Source organism: Dorea sp. AM10-31 (assembly GCF_003435815.1).
Lineage (GTDB): Bacteria > Bacillota > Clostridia > Lachnospirales > Lachnospiraceae > Dorea_D > Dorea_D hominis.
Genome location: NZ_QTUV01000005.1, coordinates 143286 through 160848, shown reverse-complemented (window position 1 = coordinate 160848; position 17563 = coordinate 143286). Strand labels below are relative to the sequence as shown.

12 protein-coding genes are annotated in these 17563 nt (G+C 41.1%); 10 read left to right on the top strand and 2 right to left on the bottom strand.

The annotated features are described in order from the left end of the window. Positions 1–35: 35 nt before the first annotated feature. The 4 genes from DW125_RS09470 to DW125_RS09455 all read left to right on the top strand — a co-directional run bounded on the left by DW125_RS09470 (position 36) and on the right by DW125_RS09455 (position 8168). Positions 36–5930, top strand: coding sequence for an MBG domain-containing protein (locus DW125_RS09470; protein ID WP_117537968.1), 5895 nt, complete (start codon positions 36–38; stop codon positions 5928–5930). 30 nt (positions 5931–5960) lie between these two features. After that, positions 5961–6221 carry a hypothetical protein gene (locus DW125_RS09465; RefSeq protein WP_021860260.1) on the top strand — a complete coding sequence of 87 codons (261 nt, stop codon included), beginning with the start codon at positions 5961–5963 and terminating at the stop codon, positions 6219–6221. Positions 6222–6236: 15 nt separating this feature from the next. Continuing rightward, complete coding sequence (locus DW125_RS09460) at positions 6237–6458, top strand: hypothetical protein (protein ID WP_117537967.1); 222 nt, start codon at positions 6237–6239, stop codon at positions 6456–6458. Positions 6459–6983: 525 nt separating this feature from the next. Further along, complete coding sequence (locus tag DW125_RS09455) at positions 6984–8168, top strand: iron-containing alcohol dehydrogenase (protein WP_117537966.1); 1185 nt, start codon at positions 6984–6986, stop codon at positions 8166–8168. A gap of 145 nt (positions 8169–8313) precedes the next feature. On the opposite strand, the gene DW125_RS09450 is transcribed toward DW125_RS09455, so the two are convergent. Both DW125_RS09450 and DW125_RS09445 read right to left on the bottom strand, forming a co-directional pair. Then, positions 8314–9480 (bottom strand): iron-containing alcohol dehydrogenase, encoded by a 1167-nt coding sequence (locus tag DW125_RS09450; protein WP_021860536.1) that lies wholly within the window; start codon positions 9478–9480, stop codon positions 8314–8316. A gap of 41 nt (positions 9481–9521) precedes the next feature. Then, positions 9522–10292 (bottom strand): DeoR/GlpR family DNA-binding transcription regulator, encoded by a 771-nt coding sequence (locus DW125_RS09445; protein WP_117537965.1) that lies wholly within the window; start codon positions 10290–10292, stop codon positions 9522–9524. 490 nt (positions 10293–10782) lie between these two features. Here DW125_RS09445 and DW125_RS09440 point away from each other — a divergent pair, with 490 nt between their 5' ends. The 6 genes from DW125_RS09440 (at position 10783) to DW125_RS09415 (ending at position 17545) form a co-directional block, all read left to right on the top strand. Further along, a complete protein-coding gene (locus DW125_RS09440) occupies positions 10783–12072 on the top strand; it encodes a Na+/H+ antiporter NhaC family protein (RefSeq protein WP_242992947.1) in 1290 nt (429 codons plus the stop codon). Positions 12073–12122: 50 nt separating this feature from the next. Beyond that, positions 12123–13328, top strand: coding sequence for an S-methyl-5-thioribose kinase (mtnK, locus tag DW125_RS09435; RefSeq protein WP_117537963.1), 1206 nt, complete (start codon positions 12123–12125; stop codon positions 13326–13328). A gap of 65 nt (positions 13329–13393) precedes the next feature. After that, complete coding sequence (locus DW125_RS09430) at positions 13394–14449, top strand: S-methyl-5-thioribose-1-phosphate isomerase (protein WP_117537962.1); 1056 nt, start codon at positions 13394–13396, stop codon at positions 14447–14449. 62 nt (positions 14450–14511) lie between these two features. Next, the gene (locus tag DW125_RS09425) at positions 14512–14895 is read left to right on the top strand and encodes an OsmC family protein (protein ID WP_021860541.1); all 384 of its coding nucleotides are present in this window, start codon (positions 14512–14514) and stop codon (positions 14893–14895) included. Positions 14896–15012: 117 nt separating this feature from the next. Next, entirely contained in the window at positions 15013–15669 is a 657-nt protein-coding gene (locus tag DW125_RS09420) for an L-fuculose-phosphate aldolase (RefSeq protein ID WP_117537961.1), read from the top strand. Between the two features lie 352 nt (positions 15670–16021). Then, positions 16022–17545, top strand: a complete 1524-nt coding sequence (locus DW125_RS09415; protein ID WP_117537960.1) for a D-alanyl-D-alanine carboxypeptidase family protein — start codon at positions 16022–16024, stop codon at positions 17543–17545. Positions 17546–17563: the final 18 nt, after the last annotated feature.

Below are 17563 nucleotides of genomic sequence, written 5' to 3'. Positions count from 1 at the left end.
CAAAAGCAAAAGGAACAGATGCCGGTGACTATGCAATGGGACTGAAAACATCCGATTTCACAAACACCAGCAAGAACTTCAGCAAAGTGAAATTCGTAGTTACAGATGGAAATCTCACAATTACGAAGAGAGACGTTACTTTAAAAACTGCGGATGCTGAGAAGGTATATGACGGAACAGCATTAACCAAAGATGGCGTGACAGTTGGCGGCGATGGATTTGTCGATGGCGAAGGTGCGACATATAATGTAACCGGAACCATTACAAATGTTGGTGAAAAACCAAACGCATTTACTTACAAGCTGAAGGATAATACAAAAGCTAAGAACTACAATATCACGGAAACACCTGGTACTTTGAAAGTTACACCGATAACAGATAAAGTTACAGTAACAATCAAAGAAAATGACAAGAATGCGAAGTATGACGGTAAAGAACACACAGATTCCGGATATACAGTGAAGAGCATCAGTAACAATCTGTACAGCCAAGATGACTTTACATTCAGCGGAACAGCAGAAGTCAAAGGAACGGATGCCGGAACATACGATATGAATGTACAGGCAACAGACTTTACAAATACGAGTGGCAACTTTACAAATGTAAAATTTGTTGTGGAAGATGGTCAGCTGATTATCAGCAAGAGAGACGTTACTTTAACATCCGGATCAGATGAGAAAGTATACGACGGAACACCATTAACAAAAGATAAAGTAACTGTAAGCGGTGACGGATTTGTTAAGGGCGAAGGAGCAGAATATAACGTAACCGGAAGCCAGACAAAAGCCGGAAGCAGTGACAATGAATTTACTTACATACTGAAAGACAACACGAAGAAAGACAACTACAACATTACAGTTGTAAAAGGAACACTTACAGTTACCAAGGATAAGAACGAAGTTGTTGTAACGATCACAGGTCATACAAACAGTGCAAAATATGATGGCAAAGATTACACAGCAAAAGGATATGACGTAAGCATTAATAATGAGAAATATCACGCATCTGATTTCACATTCAAGGGAACAGATAACGTTACGAAGAAAGATGCCGGAACATATCCGATGGGACTGAAAGAGTCTGACTTTGCAAATAACAGTACAGATTTTGAAAAAGTAACATTTGTAGTTACAGACGGAAGTCTTACAATTGAGAAGAGAACCGTTACTTTAGGATCTGCAACAGCAAGCAAAGTATATGATGGAACAGCTCTGACAAGCAAAAACATTACTGTTGGCGGTGACAGATTTGCAGAAGGTGAAGGAGCAACATATGACGTAACCGGAAGCCAGACAGCAGTCGGAAGCAGCGATAATACATTTGCTTATGAGCTTAACAAGAATACAAAAGCAGGTAACTACACGATTACAACGTCTGTTGGAACACTGACAGTTACACCGCAGAGTATTACACCAGATCCGGACAACCCGGATTCTTACAAGGGAATTACAATCAATGATCCATCCGATCATGTATATGACGGACAGGAACATAAGTGGAGTCCGACAGTCAAAGATGCTGATGATAAGGCTCTGACAGAAGGAAAAGATTACACAGTAAGTTATGAGTATGGTACAGAAGACAAGAACTTCAAAGATGTCCAGACAATTACGGTAACGATTACCGGACAGGGCAATTATAAAGGAACTGTAACAAAGACTTACAAGATTACAAAACGTAAAGTGAAATTAACATCCGCAAGTGATCAGAAGGTATATGACGGACAGCCTCTTACAAATAAAAATGTAACAGCAAGCACAGGCAAGAATGAAGGATTTGTAGATGGCGAGGGTGCAACATATGTTGTAACCGGAAGTCAGACAACTGTCGGAAGCAGCGATAATACATTTACTTATACGTTAAATGCCAATACAAAAGCAGGCAACTATGAGATTACAACCGAAGCAGGTACGCTGACTGTAACAAGCAACGAGAATGAAGTTGTTGTTCAGATCAAGGGTAATACAAAGACTAAGAAATACGACGGAACAGCCAAGACAGTAAGCGGTTATGAGATCGTAAGTATCAGCAACAGCCTTTACAGAGTAAGCGATATCCACTTTGCAAAAACGACAACAGAAGTAACAAAGAAAAATGCAGGCGAGTACCAGATGGGACTTACTGCAGCAGATTTCTCTAATGTAAATGACAATTTCAGCAAAGTAACATTTGTAGTTACAGACGGAAAGCTTACAATTACAAAGAGAGATGTAACACTGACATCTGCAACAGATCAGAAAGTTTACGACGGAACTGCACTGACAAATGACGAAGTGACAGTAAGCGGTGACGGATTTGCAGCAGGTGAAGGAGCAACCTATGACGTAACCGGAAGCCAGACAAAAGTCGGAAACAGCAAGAACAACTTCACGATTAAGAAGCTGACCGGTAACGAAGATAACTACAACTTTACAAAAGTACCTGGTACATTAACTGTTACAGAACAGAGTATTACACCGGGACCGGATCCGGAAAACCCAGATCCATCTTACAAAGGTATCACTGTAGATGATCCATCTGATCATGTATATGACGGAAAGAATCATAAATGGAATCCGACAGTCGAAGATGTAGCTGGCAAAGCTCTGATAGAGGGAACCGATTACGAAGTAAGTTACGACAAAGATAATTTCAAAGACGTGACGACAATTACAGTAACCATTACCGGAAAAGGCGATTATAAAGGAACGATCACGAAGAAATATCAGATCACACCGAGACCGGTAACACTGACATCTGCAACAGACAGCAAAGCGTACGATGGCGATCCGCTGACAAATAAGAAAGTTACAGAGAGCAAGGGCACAGATGAAGGATTTGTGAAAGGTGAAGGCGCATCTTATGATGTAACCGGAAGCCAGACAGAAGTAGGTACAAGTGATAACACATTTACTTACACTCTGAACACAAATACAAAGAAAGAAAACTACACCATCACAAAGGTAGAAGGAAAACTGACAGTAACACCGGATGAGAATACAGTAGTTGTAACGATTGTTGGTAATACAGTTTCCGATACTTACGATGGAACAGAGAAAACCGCAGCAGGATATAAGGTTACAGACATTAGTAATACAAATAAGAAGAAATATACAGAAACCGATATCCGGTTCAGCGGAAAAGCCGAAGTGAAGAAGACAGACGCCGGATCTTACGAGATGGGTCTTAAGGCAACAGACTTCACAAATGGCAATAAGAACTTTAAAAATGTAAAATTTGTAGTGAAAGACGGAAAACTTGATATCGCGAAGAGAGAAGTTACAATGACTTCTGCATCCGATAAGAAAGTTTACGACGGCAAGGCACTGACAAATAAAAATGTAACAGATGAAGGATTTGTGGAAGGTGAAGGCGCATCTTATGATGTAACCGGAACTCAGACTGCAGTCGGAAACAGCAAGAACAAGTTCGACTATAAACTGAACGATGGAACAAAAGCCGGTAACTACACGATCACGAAAGTAGAAGGAACTCTGGTAGTAACACCACAGAGCATTACACCAGATCCGGATCCGGAAAATCCAGATTCTTACAAAGGCATTACGATCAATGATCCATCCGATCACATTTACGATGGCGAAGCACACAAATGGGCGCCGGAAGTAAAAGACAAAGATGGAAATGTCTTGAAAGAAGGAACCGATTACGAAGTAAGTTATGACAAAGATAACTTTACGGATGTATCAACAATTAAAGTAACAATCAAAGGAAAAGGTAACTACACAGGAACGGTTACAAAAGAGTACAAGATCACACCTAGACCAGTAACACTGACATCAGCAGATGCGAAGAAAGTCTATGACGGTAAAGCATTAACGAAGGAAGAAGTTGTTGCAAGCAGAGGTGAGAACGAAGGATTCGTTGGAAACGACGGAGCAGACTACAATGTAACCGGAACACAGACCGTTGTGGGAACAAGCAAGAACACATTTGGTTATACACTTAAGAGTGGAACACTTGCAAAGAACTATGCGATCACAAAGGTAGAAGGAACTCTGGAAGTAACACCGGTAACAGACAAAGTTACAGTAACTATCCAGGAGAACAGCGGTAAGTTCACTTATGACGGAACAGAGAAGACCGTAAAAGGATATGAAGTAGAAAGCATCAGCAATAAATTGTACTCTAAAAATGATTTCTCATTCAGTGGTAAGGATACAGTGAAGGGAACAGATGCCGGAACTTATGATATGGAACTTACAGCAAAAGATTTTGCTAACAACAATGCAAACTTCAGCAATGTCGAATTTATCATCAAAGACGGCACACTGAAGATCGACAAGAAAGATGTCACCCTGACTTCTGCATCCGCAACAAAGATGTATGACGGTAAGGCACTGACAAAAGATGAAGTAACAGCAGAAGGCTTTGTTGGAAACGACGGAGCAACATACAACGTAACCGGAAGTCAGTCAGAAGTAGGTAAGAGTGATAACACATTTACATACGAACTGAAGAAAGGAACAAATCCGGATAACTACAATATTAAGACTGTAAATGGTGAACTTGAAGTAACACCGTCTGATCAGAAAGTTGTAGTTACGATCAAAGAAAACAGTGGAAAAGAGACATACGACGGAACAGAGAAGACCGTAACCGGTTACACTGTTGAAAATATCAGCAGCAAACTTCCGTATGCAGAGAAAGACTTTGAGTTTAACGGCGATGCAACTGTGAAGGGAACAAACGCCGGAACTTATAACATGGAGTTGAAACCGGGAGATTTCAAGAACATTAACAAGAACTTCAGTAATGTATCCTTCGAGATCATAGACGGAACACTGACGATCGACAAACGTGACGTTACACTGACAAGTGCAAGTGACAGCAAAGCATATGACGGAACAGCACTGGAAAATAAAAATGTAACAGCAGAAGGCTTTGTTGGAAATGACGGAGCAACATACAACGTAACCGGAAGCCAGACAGAAGTAGGTTCAAGTGATAACACATTTACATACGAACTGAACAAAGGTACAAACAAAGACAACTACAACATCAAGACTGTAAACGGTAAACTGACCGTAACAGAAAATGCAGATGAAGTAGTCGTAACAATTACAGAGAAGAGTGGCACTGCTAAATACGATGGTAAAGAACATACTGTAAAAGGCTATGATGTAACAAATATCAGCAACAAGCTTTACACAGAGAAAGACTTTACATTCAGCGGAGACGCAACAGTCAAAGGAACAAATGCCGGAACTTACAATATGGAAGTGAAAGCAGGCGACTTCAAGAATACGAATAAGAACTTCAGCAAAGTGAAATTCGTCATTGTAGATGGAACATTAACCATCGAAAAACGTACAGTGATCATGACAAGTGCATCCCAGAATAAAGTATATGATGGTAAAGCACTGACAAGCAAGAAAGTAACTGTAAGCGGAGAAGGATTTGCGAAGGGTGAAGGAGCTACATACGATGTAACCGGAACACGGACCAATACCGGAACCAGCAAGAATACATTTACTTACACATTGAAGAATGGAACAAAAGCAGCAAACTACAACATTAAGAAGGTAGAAGGTAAGCTGACAATTACAGCAGCGGCACCGGTAACACCACCGAATACGCAGAATACGCCGGCAAACCCGACACCACAGAACAGAAATGTTGTTCAGAGAGTTGTAACTTCTGTAAGAAACGTACCTTCAAGAATCGCAAAAGCAGTACAGGAAACAGGCGCGAAGGTTCGTGAGTTAGTAAATGCAGGCGATAACAATGTACCACTTGGAAACCAGAAATTGGATGACCATAAGTGTTGTGTACTCCATTTCCTGATTATGTTGTTAACAGCAATCCTGTATGGATTCTTTACACATAACCTGAAGAAACGTCAGAAGAAGTTATTCGAAGTGAGAGAGGAACTTGATACCGAACTTGCAAAGAGAGGACTTCCAACGACGAAAGAGCAGAAGCAACAGTAGAAAATGTAGCAGGAAAAGGAGGTAAAACATATGCGTTATTATGAATTTGTGCATAACTTAGGAATACATTCCTGGGATATACCGGCACTGATCGTTGCAGTTATACTGGTTGTCATGATCCTGGTACATCACCGGAATCAGAAGAAACGATTAAATGACTTTGAGGATGACCTGGATCAGAAGATCCAGGAAATCCGCGAAGAGATGGCAGAAAACCAGCCGGAAATGGCAGCAGGTGAAACTGTACAGGCAGGAGAAGCAGTTCAGGCAAATGGAACTGCCAAAGTATAAAAAGGAGGTAAGCAGATGAGATATATTATCGAACATACAAAGCTCGGCTTTGACTGGCTCGACCTCCTGGCACTGATCATTCTGCTTGTAGTAGTGATCGTGTGGGCGGTAAGACGCCATAATTTAAAAAGCGAACAGAAAGATCTGGAAGATCAGTTGTCTGACCTGTATGCAGATGATTCTCTGGACGTAGAAGAAGCGGATGGAGAGAAAGCTGACAGTTCTGACGCAGATTAGGCAGAGGAAGCTGCTGATGCGAATGCGGAAGATATAGATTAGACAGAGAGACTGGATCAAAGAAAAATTGCTCAGATGTGATTAAATTATAAGTAGACATGTCTGAGTGAGTAAAATGAAAAAAGAGGCGTTGTTTTTGTGGCGGGAGATCCGCTGCAGAGCAGCGCTTTTTTTTGATTATAGCATCCGAAGGAAGATGTCAGTAATAATTCGGCAAATTATGGTGATGGAGGCAGCTTGATATCCCTGATAGAGAGTGTTGGAGAAGAGGGGATATAGTGAAATATCCCTAAGCGAGCCGGTAAGCCAGAAGGAGATACGGGAGAGTATCCCCAAATGTGTATTGGAAAGCAGAAGAAGATAAAAGAAAAATTCTTTGCCTATCTTAGCCTTAGTGAGTTAAAATAACAGTATACAATACTTGCAGAGAGAAACTGCAGATATAGAAGGTAAGCTGAAAAACAAGCAAGAAAGCTTACACAAGAAAGAACAGGAAAGAGCTTGCTAAAGAACAGGAGGAGAAAAATGGCTAATAATTTCAATTATTATTCACCGACGGAAGTTGTATTCGGAAAGGGGACACATGCACAGACAGGCGCATACGTGAAGAAATATGGCGGAACAAAGCTTCTGATCGTGTATGGAAGTGACCGGGTGTTGAAAAATGGGGTGATGGATGCGGTTACGGAATCTGTAAAGACAGAAGGAATTACATATGAGCTGCTTGGTGGTGTTGTGCCGAATCCACATTTGTCAAAAGTATATGAAGGAATCGAGCTCGGCAAGAAAATGGAAGCGGATTTTGTACTGGCAGTCGGTGGAGGATCTGTCATAGATACCGTGAAAGCGATTTCCTATGGACTGGCGGAGCCGGAAGAAGATGTGTGGACCTTATTTGCACATACAAGAACAGCAAAGAAATTCTTGCCTGTAGCGTCCGTTTTAACGATTGCGGCAGCAGGAAGCGAGACAAGTAACAGCTGCGTTATTACAAAGGCAGATACGAAGGATAAGAGGGCTTATGACGATGATATCAGTCGCCCGAAGTTTGCAATTATGAATCCAGAGCTTACCATGTCCCTGCCGGACTATCAAACAGAGTGTGGCTGCGCAGATATCATGATGCATACCATGGAGCGTTATTTTACAAATGGCGGAAATATGGAGCTGACAGACGCTATCGCGGAGGGCTTACTGCGCACCGTCATGACATATGCAAAGATCTTGCATACGGATCCGGAAAATTACGAAGCGAGAGCAGAAGTAATGTGGGCCGGTTCACTGGCACATAACAATCTGACCGGTTGTGGCAATGATGGTGGAGATTTTGCAACCCATATGCTGGAACATGAGATGGGCGGAATGTTTGATGTGACACACGGCGCCGGTCTTGCAGCAATCTGGCCAAGCTGGGCAAGATATGTATGCAAAGACGCGCTTCCAAGATTCGAACGCTATGCAAGAAACGTAATGGGCGTGACCGGAGAAGGTACAGACGAAGAGATCGCTGAAAAAGGAATCCAGGCAATGGAATCATTTTACCGTGAGATCAATATGCCGACAAATATGCAAGAACTTGGAATCAAGCCTACAGATGCCCAGATGCGAGAAATGGCAAAAAGATGTGCCGCAGCATGTGGTGGAAGCCAGGGATCTGCAAAAGTATTACACGAGGAAGATATGTACGAAATTTACAAGTTATCCCAATAATGTGGATAACTTCGTGGAAAAACGGGGGATAATCTGTGGAAACCATGTGGAAAATAAAGAGGGGACGGGGCATTTTTAGAAAGTGCCAGGTGCAACTTAAAAAGGGGACGGGGATTTTCTAGAAAATCCCCGTCCCCTTTTTAAGTTAAATCGCAAGCTTCAGAATCTCAACAAACTCTTTCACATGCAGCGGTACGTAATGTCCTACCGGAGCGGTGTCATTGTGTGTAGCTCTGTTAGCCATTTCTTCGAAGTGTGCATCGTCGATTTCCATCTCTGTGAGGGAAGTACGAAGATTCAGTGACTGGAAGAATTCTTTTAACTTATCGGCTAAGATGTAAGCAAGTTCTTTTTCGGTGTAGTTGTATGGATCAGCATTGAAAACACGAACAGCAAGCTGGGCAAGTTTGTAAGGCTTAACTTCAGCCATGTATTTGCACCATGCTATGAGAATTACTGCCATTCCTTCGCCGTGTGTAATACCATACTGGGCGCTGAGCTCGTGCTCGATTCTGTGTGAACCCCAGTCAGCGGCACGTCCTGTATCCAGAATTCCGTTGTGAGCAACAGATGCAAGCCACTGGATCTCGGCACGGGCATCATAGTTTGCAGGATCTTTCATCAGACGTTTGGCATTGATCATTGCTGCCTGAACAGCACCTTCGATCATGTAGTCAGTTGTATCGGTGTGAGCAACATCAGAGAAATATCTCTCTAACAGGTGGGAGAGGATATCAGCACATCCGCAGGATGTCTGGTATGCCGGAAGTCCCATGGTATATTTTGGGTTCATGATCGCAAATTTCGGAATGATCATGTCATCTTCGAATCCTAATTTCATCAATCCATTAGAAACGATTGCTGCATTGGATGTCTCAGATCCACTTGCCGGAAGAGTTGTGATAGCGCCAACCGGAACTGCTGTTTCCGGTGTTGCTGATCCATCAAAGAAATCCCAGACATCTCCATCGTAAGGAATACCAAGTGCGATGGATTTTGCTGTATCTACAGAACTTCCGCCGCCTGCAGCGAGTACGAAGTCTGTCTTGTGCTCTTTACAAACTTTAACAAGGTCACGGATCAGTTCGATCTTCGGGTTCGGAACAACTTCCCCACATTCCTGGAAATCGATTCCAAGTTTATCGCAGGCATCTTTGATCACATCCCAGATACCAAGTGTCTTGATGAAATCTCCGCTGTAAACAAACATCAGAGAAGTAACTTTATATTCTTTTAAAAGATCGTACATATTATTTTCAGCTCCGTCACCGAAGAAGATGCGGGCCGGGTTTCTATAGTGAAAGTTTAACATTTGTATTGCCTCCTGAGGGTTCTATACCTGATTTGTAGTATTTAGCAATAACAAATGGGAATGTTGCATTGTTGCAATTTATCTTCCCATACATCGGATAGACGTTTATCTGTGATAATCATATCAATATTTTTCAAATCTGTGATCTTATATTCCGCAGTATCTGAAAATTTGGTATGGTCAGCGACCAGATAATGTTTACGTGATTGAGAGATGAAAGCTTTTCTTACCTGGCTTTCGTTCATATTGTTGTCGAGCAGACCGTGGGTTAAGTCGATGGCTGAGTTGCTGATAAAGCACTTATCTGCAATGTAATAGGATATCGCATTCGTAGTCTGATATCCTGTAAATGAATTGGAACGCTGACGGAATGTTCCGCCAAGTGCAATAAGCTTCAGGGCAGAAGATTGATTGCCAAATAAATTTATAATACGAAGAGAGTTAGTAATAATGGTCATTTTCTGATTCCGTTGTACAAGTTCCTTAGCAAGTGCCAGGCAGGTAGTACTGCAATCTAAAAAAATAGTATCTCCTTCTTTAATAAAGCGATCAATTGCACATGCTGCAAGTCGTTTCTTTTCCTGTGAGAAAAATGTTTCACGTAATTGTACGGGTGCACCTTTGTCATCTGCATCCGGCAGGAATGCTCCACCATGGATACGCTTCAGCTTGTTCTGCGCTTCCATTTCCTTTAAATCCCTTCGAATCGTTTCTTCACTACAATTCAGCTTCTGACTCATTGTGGAGATCAAGATGCTTCCATATGTATGAAGTTCCTCGTCCAGGTGTTTTTGTCTGTCAATCTTTAACATAACTCGTAAATCCTTTCAGTATTATTATAGGAAAAATATATAATATTATTGAATGCATGAATATAATACCAAAAAAACTCGCATTTTTCAACATTAAAATTGAGCAAAATTGGAACGAGTTGTGAAAATGACTATAAAAGTCAAGAAAATACCAAAGAAAGTAAAAAAAATCAACAAAAATAGTGTTGACAAATGTGTAACAATGTTGTAATTTGTTGTTATAGCAAAACAGACGAAGGAGGGTAGACGTAATAAAATGTGATTTTGAGAGGTATTTAGGAAAAATGACATTTTATGTTGAATGCAAGCGCACGACAACATGACACAGTATCAAAATTCAATTCAAGCGAACGTTATTATTAATGAAGAAACGGATACAAAACAAAAGACCACAAGATAATCCAGGAACTTCATTAAAAAAAGAAAATACATATAACGTTAAGAAAGGAAGAGTAAAATGGAAAACGCTAACAACAAGAAAGGAAGCTTTATGGGGTTATTACCTCTGGTAATATTCCTGGTAGTTTATTTCGCAATGGGCATCGGAACCGGAGATTTCGGTAACTTCCCATTAATGATCGGTATCTTTTTAGCATCCGGAATTTCATTATTTATGAAAAGTCCGGTAGCTGAGAAAAAATCATTTACAGAGAAAATGGTTATGTTCTGCAAAGGTGGCGGAGATGACACATTGATCCTGATGGTAATCATCTACATGCTGGCCGGAGCATTCTACGGAGTAGCAAGCGGAATGCACGCAACAGATACAGTAACAAACATCGGTATTTCAATTTTGCCGGCCAACATGATCCTTCCGGGATTATTCTTAATCGGTTGTATACTGAGTTTCTCAATGGGAACTTCAATGGGTACTGTAGCAGCCTTGATGCCAATCGGAATTGATATCGCATCTAAAACAGGTGTAAGCGTAGCACTTGTCAGCGGTATAGTAGTAGGTGGAGCAATGTTCGGTGATAACCTTTCCTTCATTTCTGATACAACAATCGCAGCAACAACAACACAGGGAATTGGAAACAAAGAAAAATTTAAAGCAAACATTTTCATGGTTGGACCTGCTGTTATCATTACAGTAGTAGCACTTGCATTGTATCCGATTGATGCAACTAAGATTTCCGCAGGCGGAGCAATCAACTTTGTGAACTTAGTTCCTTATATTTTAATCATTGCATTATCTCTGGCAGGAATGCATGCAGTAATGGCTATGACAATTTCCGTTATTTCCGGAATGGTTATCGGAGTTTTCCACGGAGATTTCTCATTTGTAAAATCATTCACGGTTGTACACGAAGGTATGCAGGGTATGCAGGACATGGCAGTCATCGCTATCTTCGTAGGTGGTCTTGTTGCAATCATGCAGTATCTGGGTGGTATCGACTGGTTACTGAACAAACTGGCTAAGGGAATGAAATCCAAAGTAGGTGCAGAACTTAGTATCGCAGCACTTGTAAGTTTAGTAGACGTAGCAACAACAAACAACACAATTTCAATCATCGCTGTTGGACCGATCGCAAAAGATATCTCAGAAGAGTTTGATATCGCTCCGGCAAGAACAGCCAGCATTCTTGACCTGTTCTCATCTGCATTCAATGGTTTAACACCATATGCAGGACAGTTACTGACAGCCGGTGCTATGGCTAAGATCGCTCCTGTAACTATTATGCCATATGTATGGTATGACATCCTCATGATCATTTTCGGTGTAATCTTTATTGTCATTGGATGGCCGAAATTCAAAGGAAAAGCTGCAAAAGCAAACTAAGAACAGAAATTAAAGACAGAACTTAAAAGTCAGAAAGTAGGAATTTAAAAATGGATAAATATTCAAAGCATTTTTTGCTGAATGTTAATACAGCAAAAGAATATGCAGTAGAAAAAGTTGGATATTTTAAAGAAGACGAAAAATTAGAAGCAATCGAGATCGGTGATGGAAACATCAACTATGTATTTAAAGTCTGGAATCCGGAAACAGGAAAATCTCTGATCATCAAACAGGCAGATACCGTTCTTCGTTCATCAGGAAGACCGCTTGATATGCATCGTAATAAAATTGAAGCGGAGATTCTTGGCATTGAAGGAAAATTATCAGAAGGATTTGTTCCGGAAATTTACCTCTATGATGAGAACATGTATGCATTATCTATGGAAGATATTTCCGCTTATAAGAACCTTCGTACAGAAATGGCAGCAGGTAAGACTTTCCCGAAACTTGCAGATGATATTGCAACTTTTATGGCAGATACGCTGCTTCCAACAACAGATCTGATCATGAACAGAGCAGAGAAGAAAGAAAAAGTAAAATTATTTACAAACCCGGAACTTTGCGATATTTCAGAAGATCTGGTATTTACAGAGCCATACTATGATTACAAGGGACGTAACATCATTCTGGATCAGAACATGGATTTCGTAAAAGAAAAACTCTATGGAGATGAAGACCTGCATGCAGAGGTAGGACAGCTTCGTGATGACTTTATGAATCATGCACAGGCACTGATCCACGGAGATTTACATTCAGGCTCTATTTTCGTAAATCAAGAAGGAACAAAGGTAATCGATCCTGAATTTGCATTCTATGGACCAATGGGATATGATATCGGTAATGTAATCGGAAACCTGTTCTTTGCCTGGGCAAACAAATACTACACAGATTCTGAAAATACAGAATTCCTGACATGGATTGAGAAGACAATCGGAGAAGTTACAGATAAGTTCAAAGAGAAATTCTCAGCAAAATGGGATGCGCTTGTTGAATTTCCGCTGTACAAGACAGAAGGATTCAAGAAATATTACACAGACAAAGTAATGGCAGATTCCTTTGGATATGCCGGAACAGAAATCATCCGTCGTGTCGTTGGAGACTCAAAAGTAAAAGAAGTTACTTCTGTTACAAATGTTGACCAGAGAGTACCGATGGAGAGAGCTTTGATCCAGATTGGTATTAAGCTGATCAAGGAAAGAAGAACTCTGAAAAACGGAGCAGCAATCAAAGCTGTGGGTAAAGAATATTTAAAATAAGTAAAGAAATCACTTTCCGGGCTGGTAAAACGGTCCGGAAGGTATCTATAAGAAAAGGAAGATGTATGATGGAAAGATGTGATCAGGATTTGGCATTCATGCTCCAGTATGAAAATGTAGCATGGTATGAGAATGGAAAAGTAAGAATATTAGACCGTAGAATTTATCCTACAGAGGTAAAATTTGTTGAGTGTACAACTTATAAAGAAGTTGCACAGGCAATCACAGATATGGTTACGCAGAGTGCAGGACCATATACAGCAGCTGGTATGGGAATGGCACTGGCAGCACACGAAGTAGAAGGAAAGACAGAAGAAGAGCAGATCAAGTTCTTAACACAGGCTTCTTATGATATTTCACATGCAAGGCCGACAACAGCAAACCGTATGGGAATTATCACAGAAGGCTGCTTAAAGGTTGCAAAAGAAGCACTTGCAGAAGGAAAAAGTGCAGTAGAAGCATGTTTCAACAGAACTGTTGATTCTCTGAACAGAAGATATACAACAATGGGTAAAGTTGGAGAGAACCTGGCAGCTCTGTTCCCGAAGAACGGAACAATCCTTACACAGTGCTTCGGTGAGACAATCATCGGAATGATGCTTCGTGCAGCAAGAAAGAACAACAACGATATTAAAATCTTCTGTGCAGAGACAAGACCGTATCTGCAGGGAGCTAGACTGACATCTACATGCTGTGCACAGATGGGATTCGATACAACAGTTATTACAGATAATATGGTAGCTTATTCTATGCAGCACAAAGGTATCGATCTCTTTACTTCAGCAGCAGATACGATCGCAAGAGATGGGCATATTGCTAATAAGATCGGTACTTTCCAGATTTCCATTTTGGCAAAATATTTCGGAATTCCATACTATGTAACAGGAATCCCGGATGAAGACAAAATGTACGGAAAAGATATCGTTATCGAGGAAAGAGATCCTGCACAGGTACTTTCTTACCGAGGTATCCCGAATACAATTCCGGAAGTAAAAGGAATCTATCCATCATTCGATATAGTACCGCCACATCTCATCAGTGGTGTTGTAACAGATAAAGGTGTCTATGTACCGTATCTGTTAAATGATTACTTCAAAGGTGAAGTGAAAGACTTCTACTAAAATTAAAACATTATAGCCGGGACTTTTGCCCCGACTTTAGATAAAGAAAAGAGGTAAGAGCAATGGTTACATGTATGAATAAAGAGAGAAAATATGGCTCTGTTATTTCTAACGGAAAAGTTTCCGTAGACTGTGACAATCCGACAGAATATGGCGGAGACGGATATGTATTCGGACCACATGATTTCATCGAAGCCGGATATGCAGCATGTTTGGACGTATGCGCTCGTAAGATTTGTGAAGCAGATGGAATTGAATTCAAAAAAGTTATTGTAACAGTAGCACTTGATTATCACGATGATAAAAAAACATATATCAGACATAAGATCGAAGTTACAGGAGTTCCGAAAGAAGTATCCGAAGATGTAGCGAAGAGAGCTTATGATGATTGCCTTGTGAAAAGTAATCTTTCCAAAGAACTTGTATTTGAACCACTTGGAGAGTAGATTTAGTAGAAAATAGAAACGACAGCGAACAGGACAAGAGTAAAAAGGAGAGAATGATAAAATGAAATTATTAATCAGAGCACCTTTTATTGAAAGCGAAAGAAAGAGGGAAAAACAATGTTAATGCAGGAAGAAAGAGAACAGATTGTAGAATATGGCAAAAAGATGAGCGCTGACAGACTGACATCCGGAACAAGCGGAAATATCAGTATTTATAACGCAGAAAAAGGTTACATGGCTATCAGCCCTTCAGGAATCGGATACTTCGATGTAAAACCGGAAGATGTAGTTATCATGGACCTGGATGCTAATATCGTAGATGGAGACAAGAAACCATCAAGCGAGTGGGCACTTCATACAGCAATGTACAAAACAAAACCAGAATGTAGAGCCGTTGTTCATACACACTCTATGTACTGTACAGTATTTGCAACACTTCGTCAGCCACTGAGAGCAGCTCACTATGTAATCGCAGATGCCGGTGTAGATGAAGTACCATGTGCTCCGTATTGCACATATGGAACACCGGAGCTTGCGAAAGCAGCTTCTGATACAATCGGTGACAGCAACGCAGTTCTGCTTGCTAACCACGGTATGCTCGCTTGCGGCGGAAGCTTAAAGAGCGCTTATTCTCTGGCATGTGGAATGGAATTCTGTGCTGAGTTAGAGTACCGTACAAAGACAATTGGGGGTCCTGTATATCTGTCTAAAGAAGAAATGGCAGAAGTACTGGAAAGCTTTAAGAGCTACGGACAGCCGAAAAAGAAAAACTAATTTATCCGACAATTCACATTTTAAAATAATATAAATAACCCTCCATTCCCTTAATATACATTGTATAATAGAGAAGGGAACCCCTTAAATAAAAGAGCCACCGCGAAAGCGATGGCTCTTGCCCTTTTTGCGAGTGCTTTTCGGTGAAATGGGGACAGGGCCTTTTGAAATGGGGACAGGGCTTTTTGAAATGGGGACGGGGATTTTCTCAAAAAGCCCCGTCCCCAGAAGCTGCCAGCGGCAAGGTTTGAGAAGTGAGAAAAGTGTGGTATAATGAACAAAACTGTCGAAAATCTGATTTGGACGCATACGGGGAACGGCAGAGAACAGTAAACGAAAGTAAGGGTAATATATGTTTAATAGGAAAAAAATAGGAAGAAGATGTCTGGCAGCGCTTCTTGCACTGTCTTTATGCCTGGGACCGGTGGTGCAGGCAAATGCAGCGAGAACAAACAGTTCGGCAACCGCAAAAACTACAGCCGCGAAAAAGACCGGAAAAAAACGCAAAACAAAAAAGAAGCTGACACCGGAACAGCAGCGGGAAAAAGAATTAAAGAAAGTCTATAAGATGAAGATCCAGTCGAACCAGATCAAGGGCTGGTCGAAAGGACCGGGAACTTACGGAGAGTCCGGAATTGTAATGGATGCCGGTACAGGTGCGATTCTGTATGCAAAAAACATTGACACACACGAATATCCGGCGAGTATCACAAAGGTGCTGACAGCATTGGTTGCACTGGAGAATGGCAAGATGGATGATCCGGTTATATTTACAAAAGACTGCGTGTCATTTATTCAACCGGGCGATTCCTCCATCGGGCTGAAAAAAGGGAATAAGATCACGCTGGAACAGGCGTTGTATGCGACACTTCTTGCATCGGCAAATGAAGCTGCGTACGCAGTCGGGGCAAATGTCGGTAAAAATGCCGGACATGATTACAACTGGTTTGTGCAGCAGATGAATGTAAGATGTAAAGAACTGGGTGGAAATAATTCTCATTTTGCAAATACGAATGGTCTGCATGATCCGAATCATTATACGTGCGCCAGAGATATGGCACTGATTGGAAGAGAGTTGTTCAAACATCCGGAATTTTTCAAGATTGTGCAGACACTGAATTACACAATTCCAAAATCAAAGACCGTAGAGAAGCACGAATTTTATCAGAAACATAAAATGTTATGGCCGGGCAATTCGAACTATTATAAATATGTAGTCGGCGGAAAGACCGGGTTTACTTCGGATGCACTGGCAACATTGATCACGATGGCAAAAAAAGGTGATACGAAACTCGTCTGTGTTGTGATGCGTACACACGGAAGAAATATTTTCCCGGATACGAGACATTTATTCGATTATGCATTTAAGAATTTCAAAAAGACTCCGGTTTCCGGCAATGAGACATCAAAAGATGTCGGGGAAATCCTTGCCGATGAGAACAGCGGTTATGTCATGCTGCCAAAAGGGGTAAAATTTTCAGATCTGAAGATGAAGATGGAAGTAGACAAGAGCATGCCGTCCGAAGCAACATTGACTTATACTTACAGAGGCAATCTTGTCGGAAGTGCAAGAGCGAAGCTGAGCCAGTCTTATCTGGATGCACACAAGGCAAAAGTTGAGCCAAAATCATCTGTGAAAAATCAGAGTAAAGTTACAAAACCTGGCAAAACTGAGAAAATGATTAAAAATAAAGTCAAAAAAATCCTTCCGGAAAAAATCTGGAAGCAGCTTGCAGCCAAATATCAGCAATACGGAAGAACGAAGAGTTATGAACTCGCCGTGCTGACGGCTGTTCTGTTCGTGCTGATTCTGCTGTTTATTGCGCGTTTGATTAAGATGCGACGGTTTAAGAAGAAGCAGAAGAGGAAACGATAAGGGAAAATAGAACACGCG

Coding starts and splice junctions, on each gene's coding strand:
- DW125_RS09430 (WP_117537962.1), top strand. CDS start 13,394: ATGATGGAAAGATGTGATCAGGATTTGGCATTCATGCTCCAGTATGAA.
- DW125_RS09460 (WP_117537967.1), top strand. CDS start 6,237: ATGAGATATATTATCGAACATACAAAGCTCGGCTTTGACTGGCTCGAC.
- DW125_RS09420 (WP_117537961.1), top strand. CDS start 15,013: ATGTTAATGCAGGAAGAAAGAGAACAGATTGTAGAATATGGCAAAAAG.
- DW125_RS09415 (WP_117537960.1), top strand. CDS start 16,022: ATGTTTAATAGGAAAAAAATAGGAAGAAGATGTCTGGCAGCGCTTCTT.
- DW125_RS09425 (WP_021860541.1), top strand. CDS start 14,512: ATGGTTACATGTATGAATAAAGAGAGAAAATATGGCTCTGTTATTTCT.
- DW125_RS09465 (WP_021860260.1), top strand. CDS start 5,961: ATGCGTTATTATGAATTTGTGCATAACTTAGGAATACATTCCTGGGAT.
- DW125_RS09440 (WP_242992947.1), top strand. CDS start 10,783: ATGGGGTTATTACCTCTGGTAATATTCCTGGTAGTTTATTTCGCAATG.
- mtnK (WP_117537963.1), top strand. CDS start 12,123: ATGGATAAATATTCAAAGCATTTTTTGCTGAATGTTAATACAGCAAAA.
- DW125_RS09445 (WP_117537965.1), bottom strand. CDS start 10,292: ATGTTAAAGATTGACAGACAAAAACACCTGGACGAGGAACTTCATACA.
- DW125_RS09450 (WP_021860536.1), bottom strand. CDS start 9,480: ATGTTAAACTTTCACTATAGAAACCCGGCCCGCATCTTCTTCGGTGAC.
- DW125_RS09455 (WP_117537966.1), top strand. CDS start 6,984: ATGGCTAATAATTTCAATTATTATTCACCGACGGAAGTTGTATTCGGA.
- DW125_RS09470 (WP_117537968.1), top strand. CDS start 36: ATGGGACTGAAAACATCCGATTTCACAAACACCAGCAAGAACTTCAGC.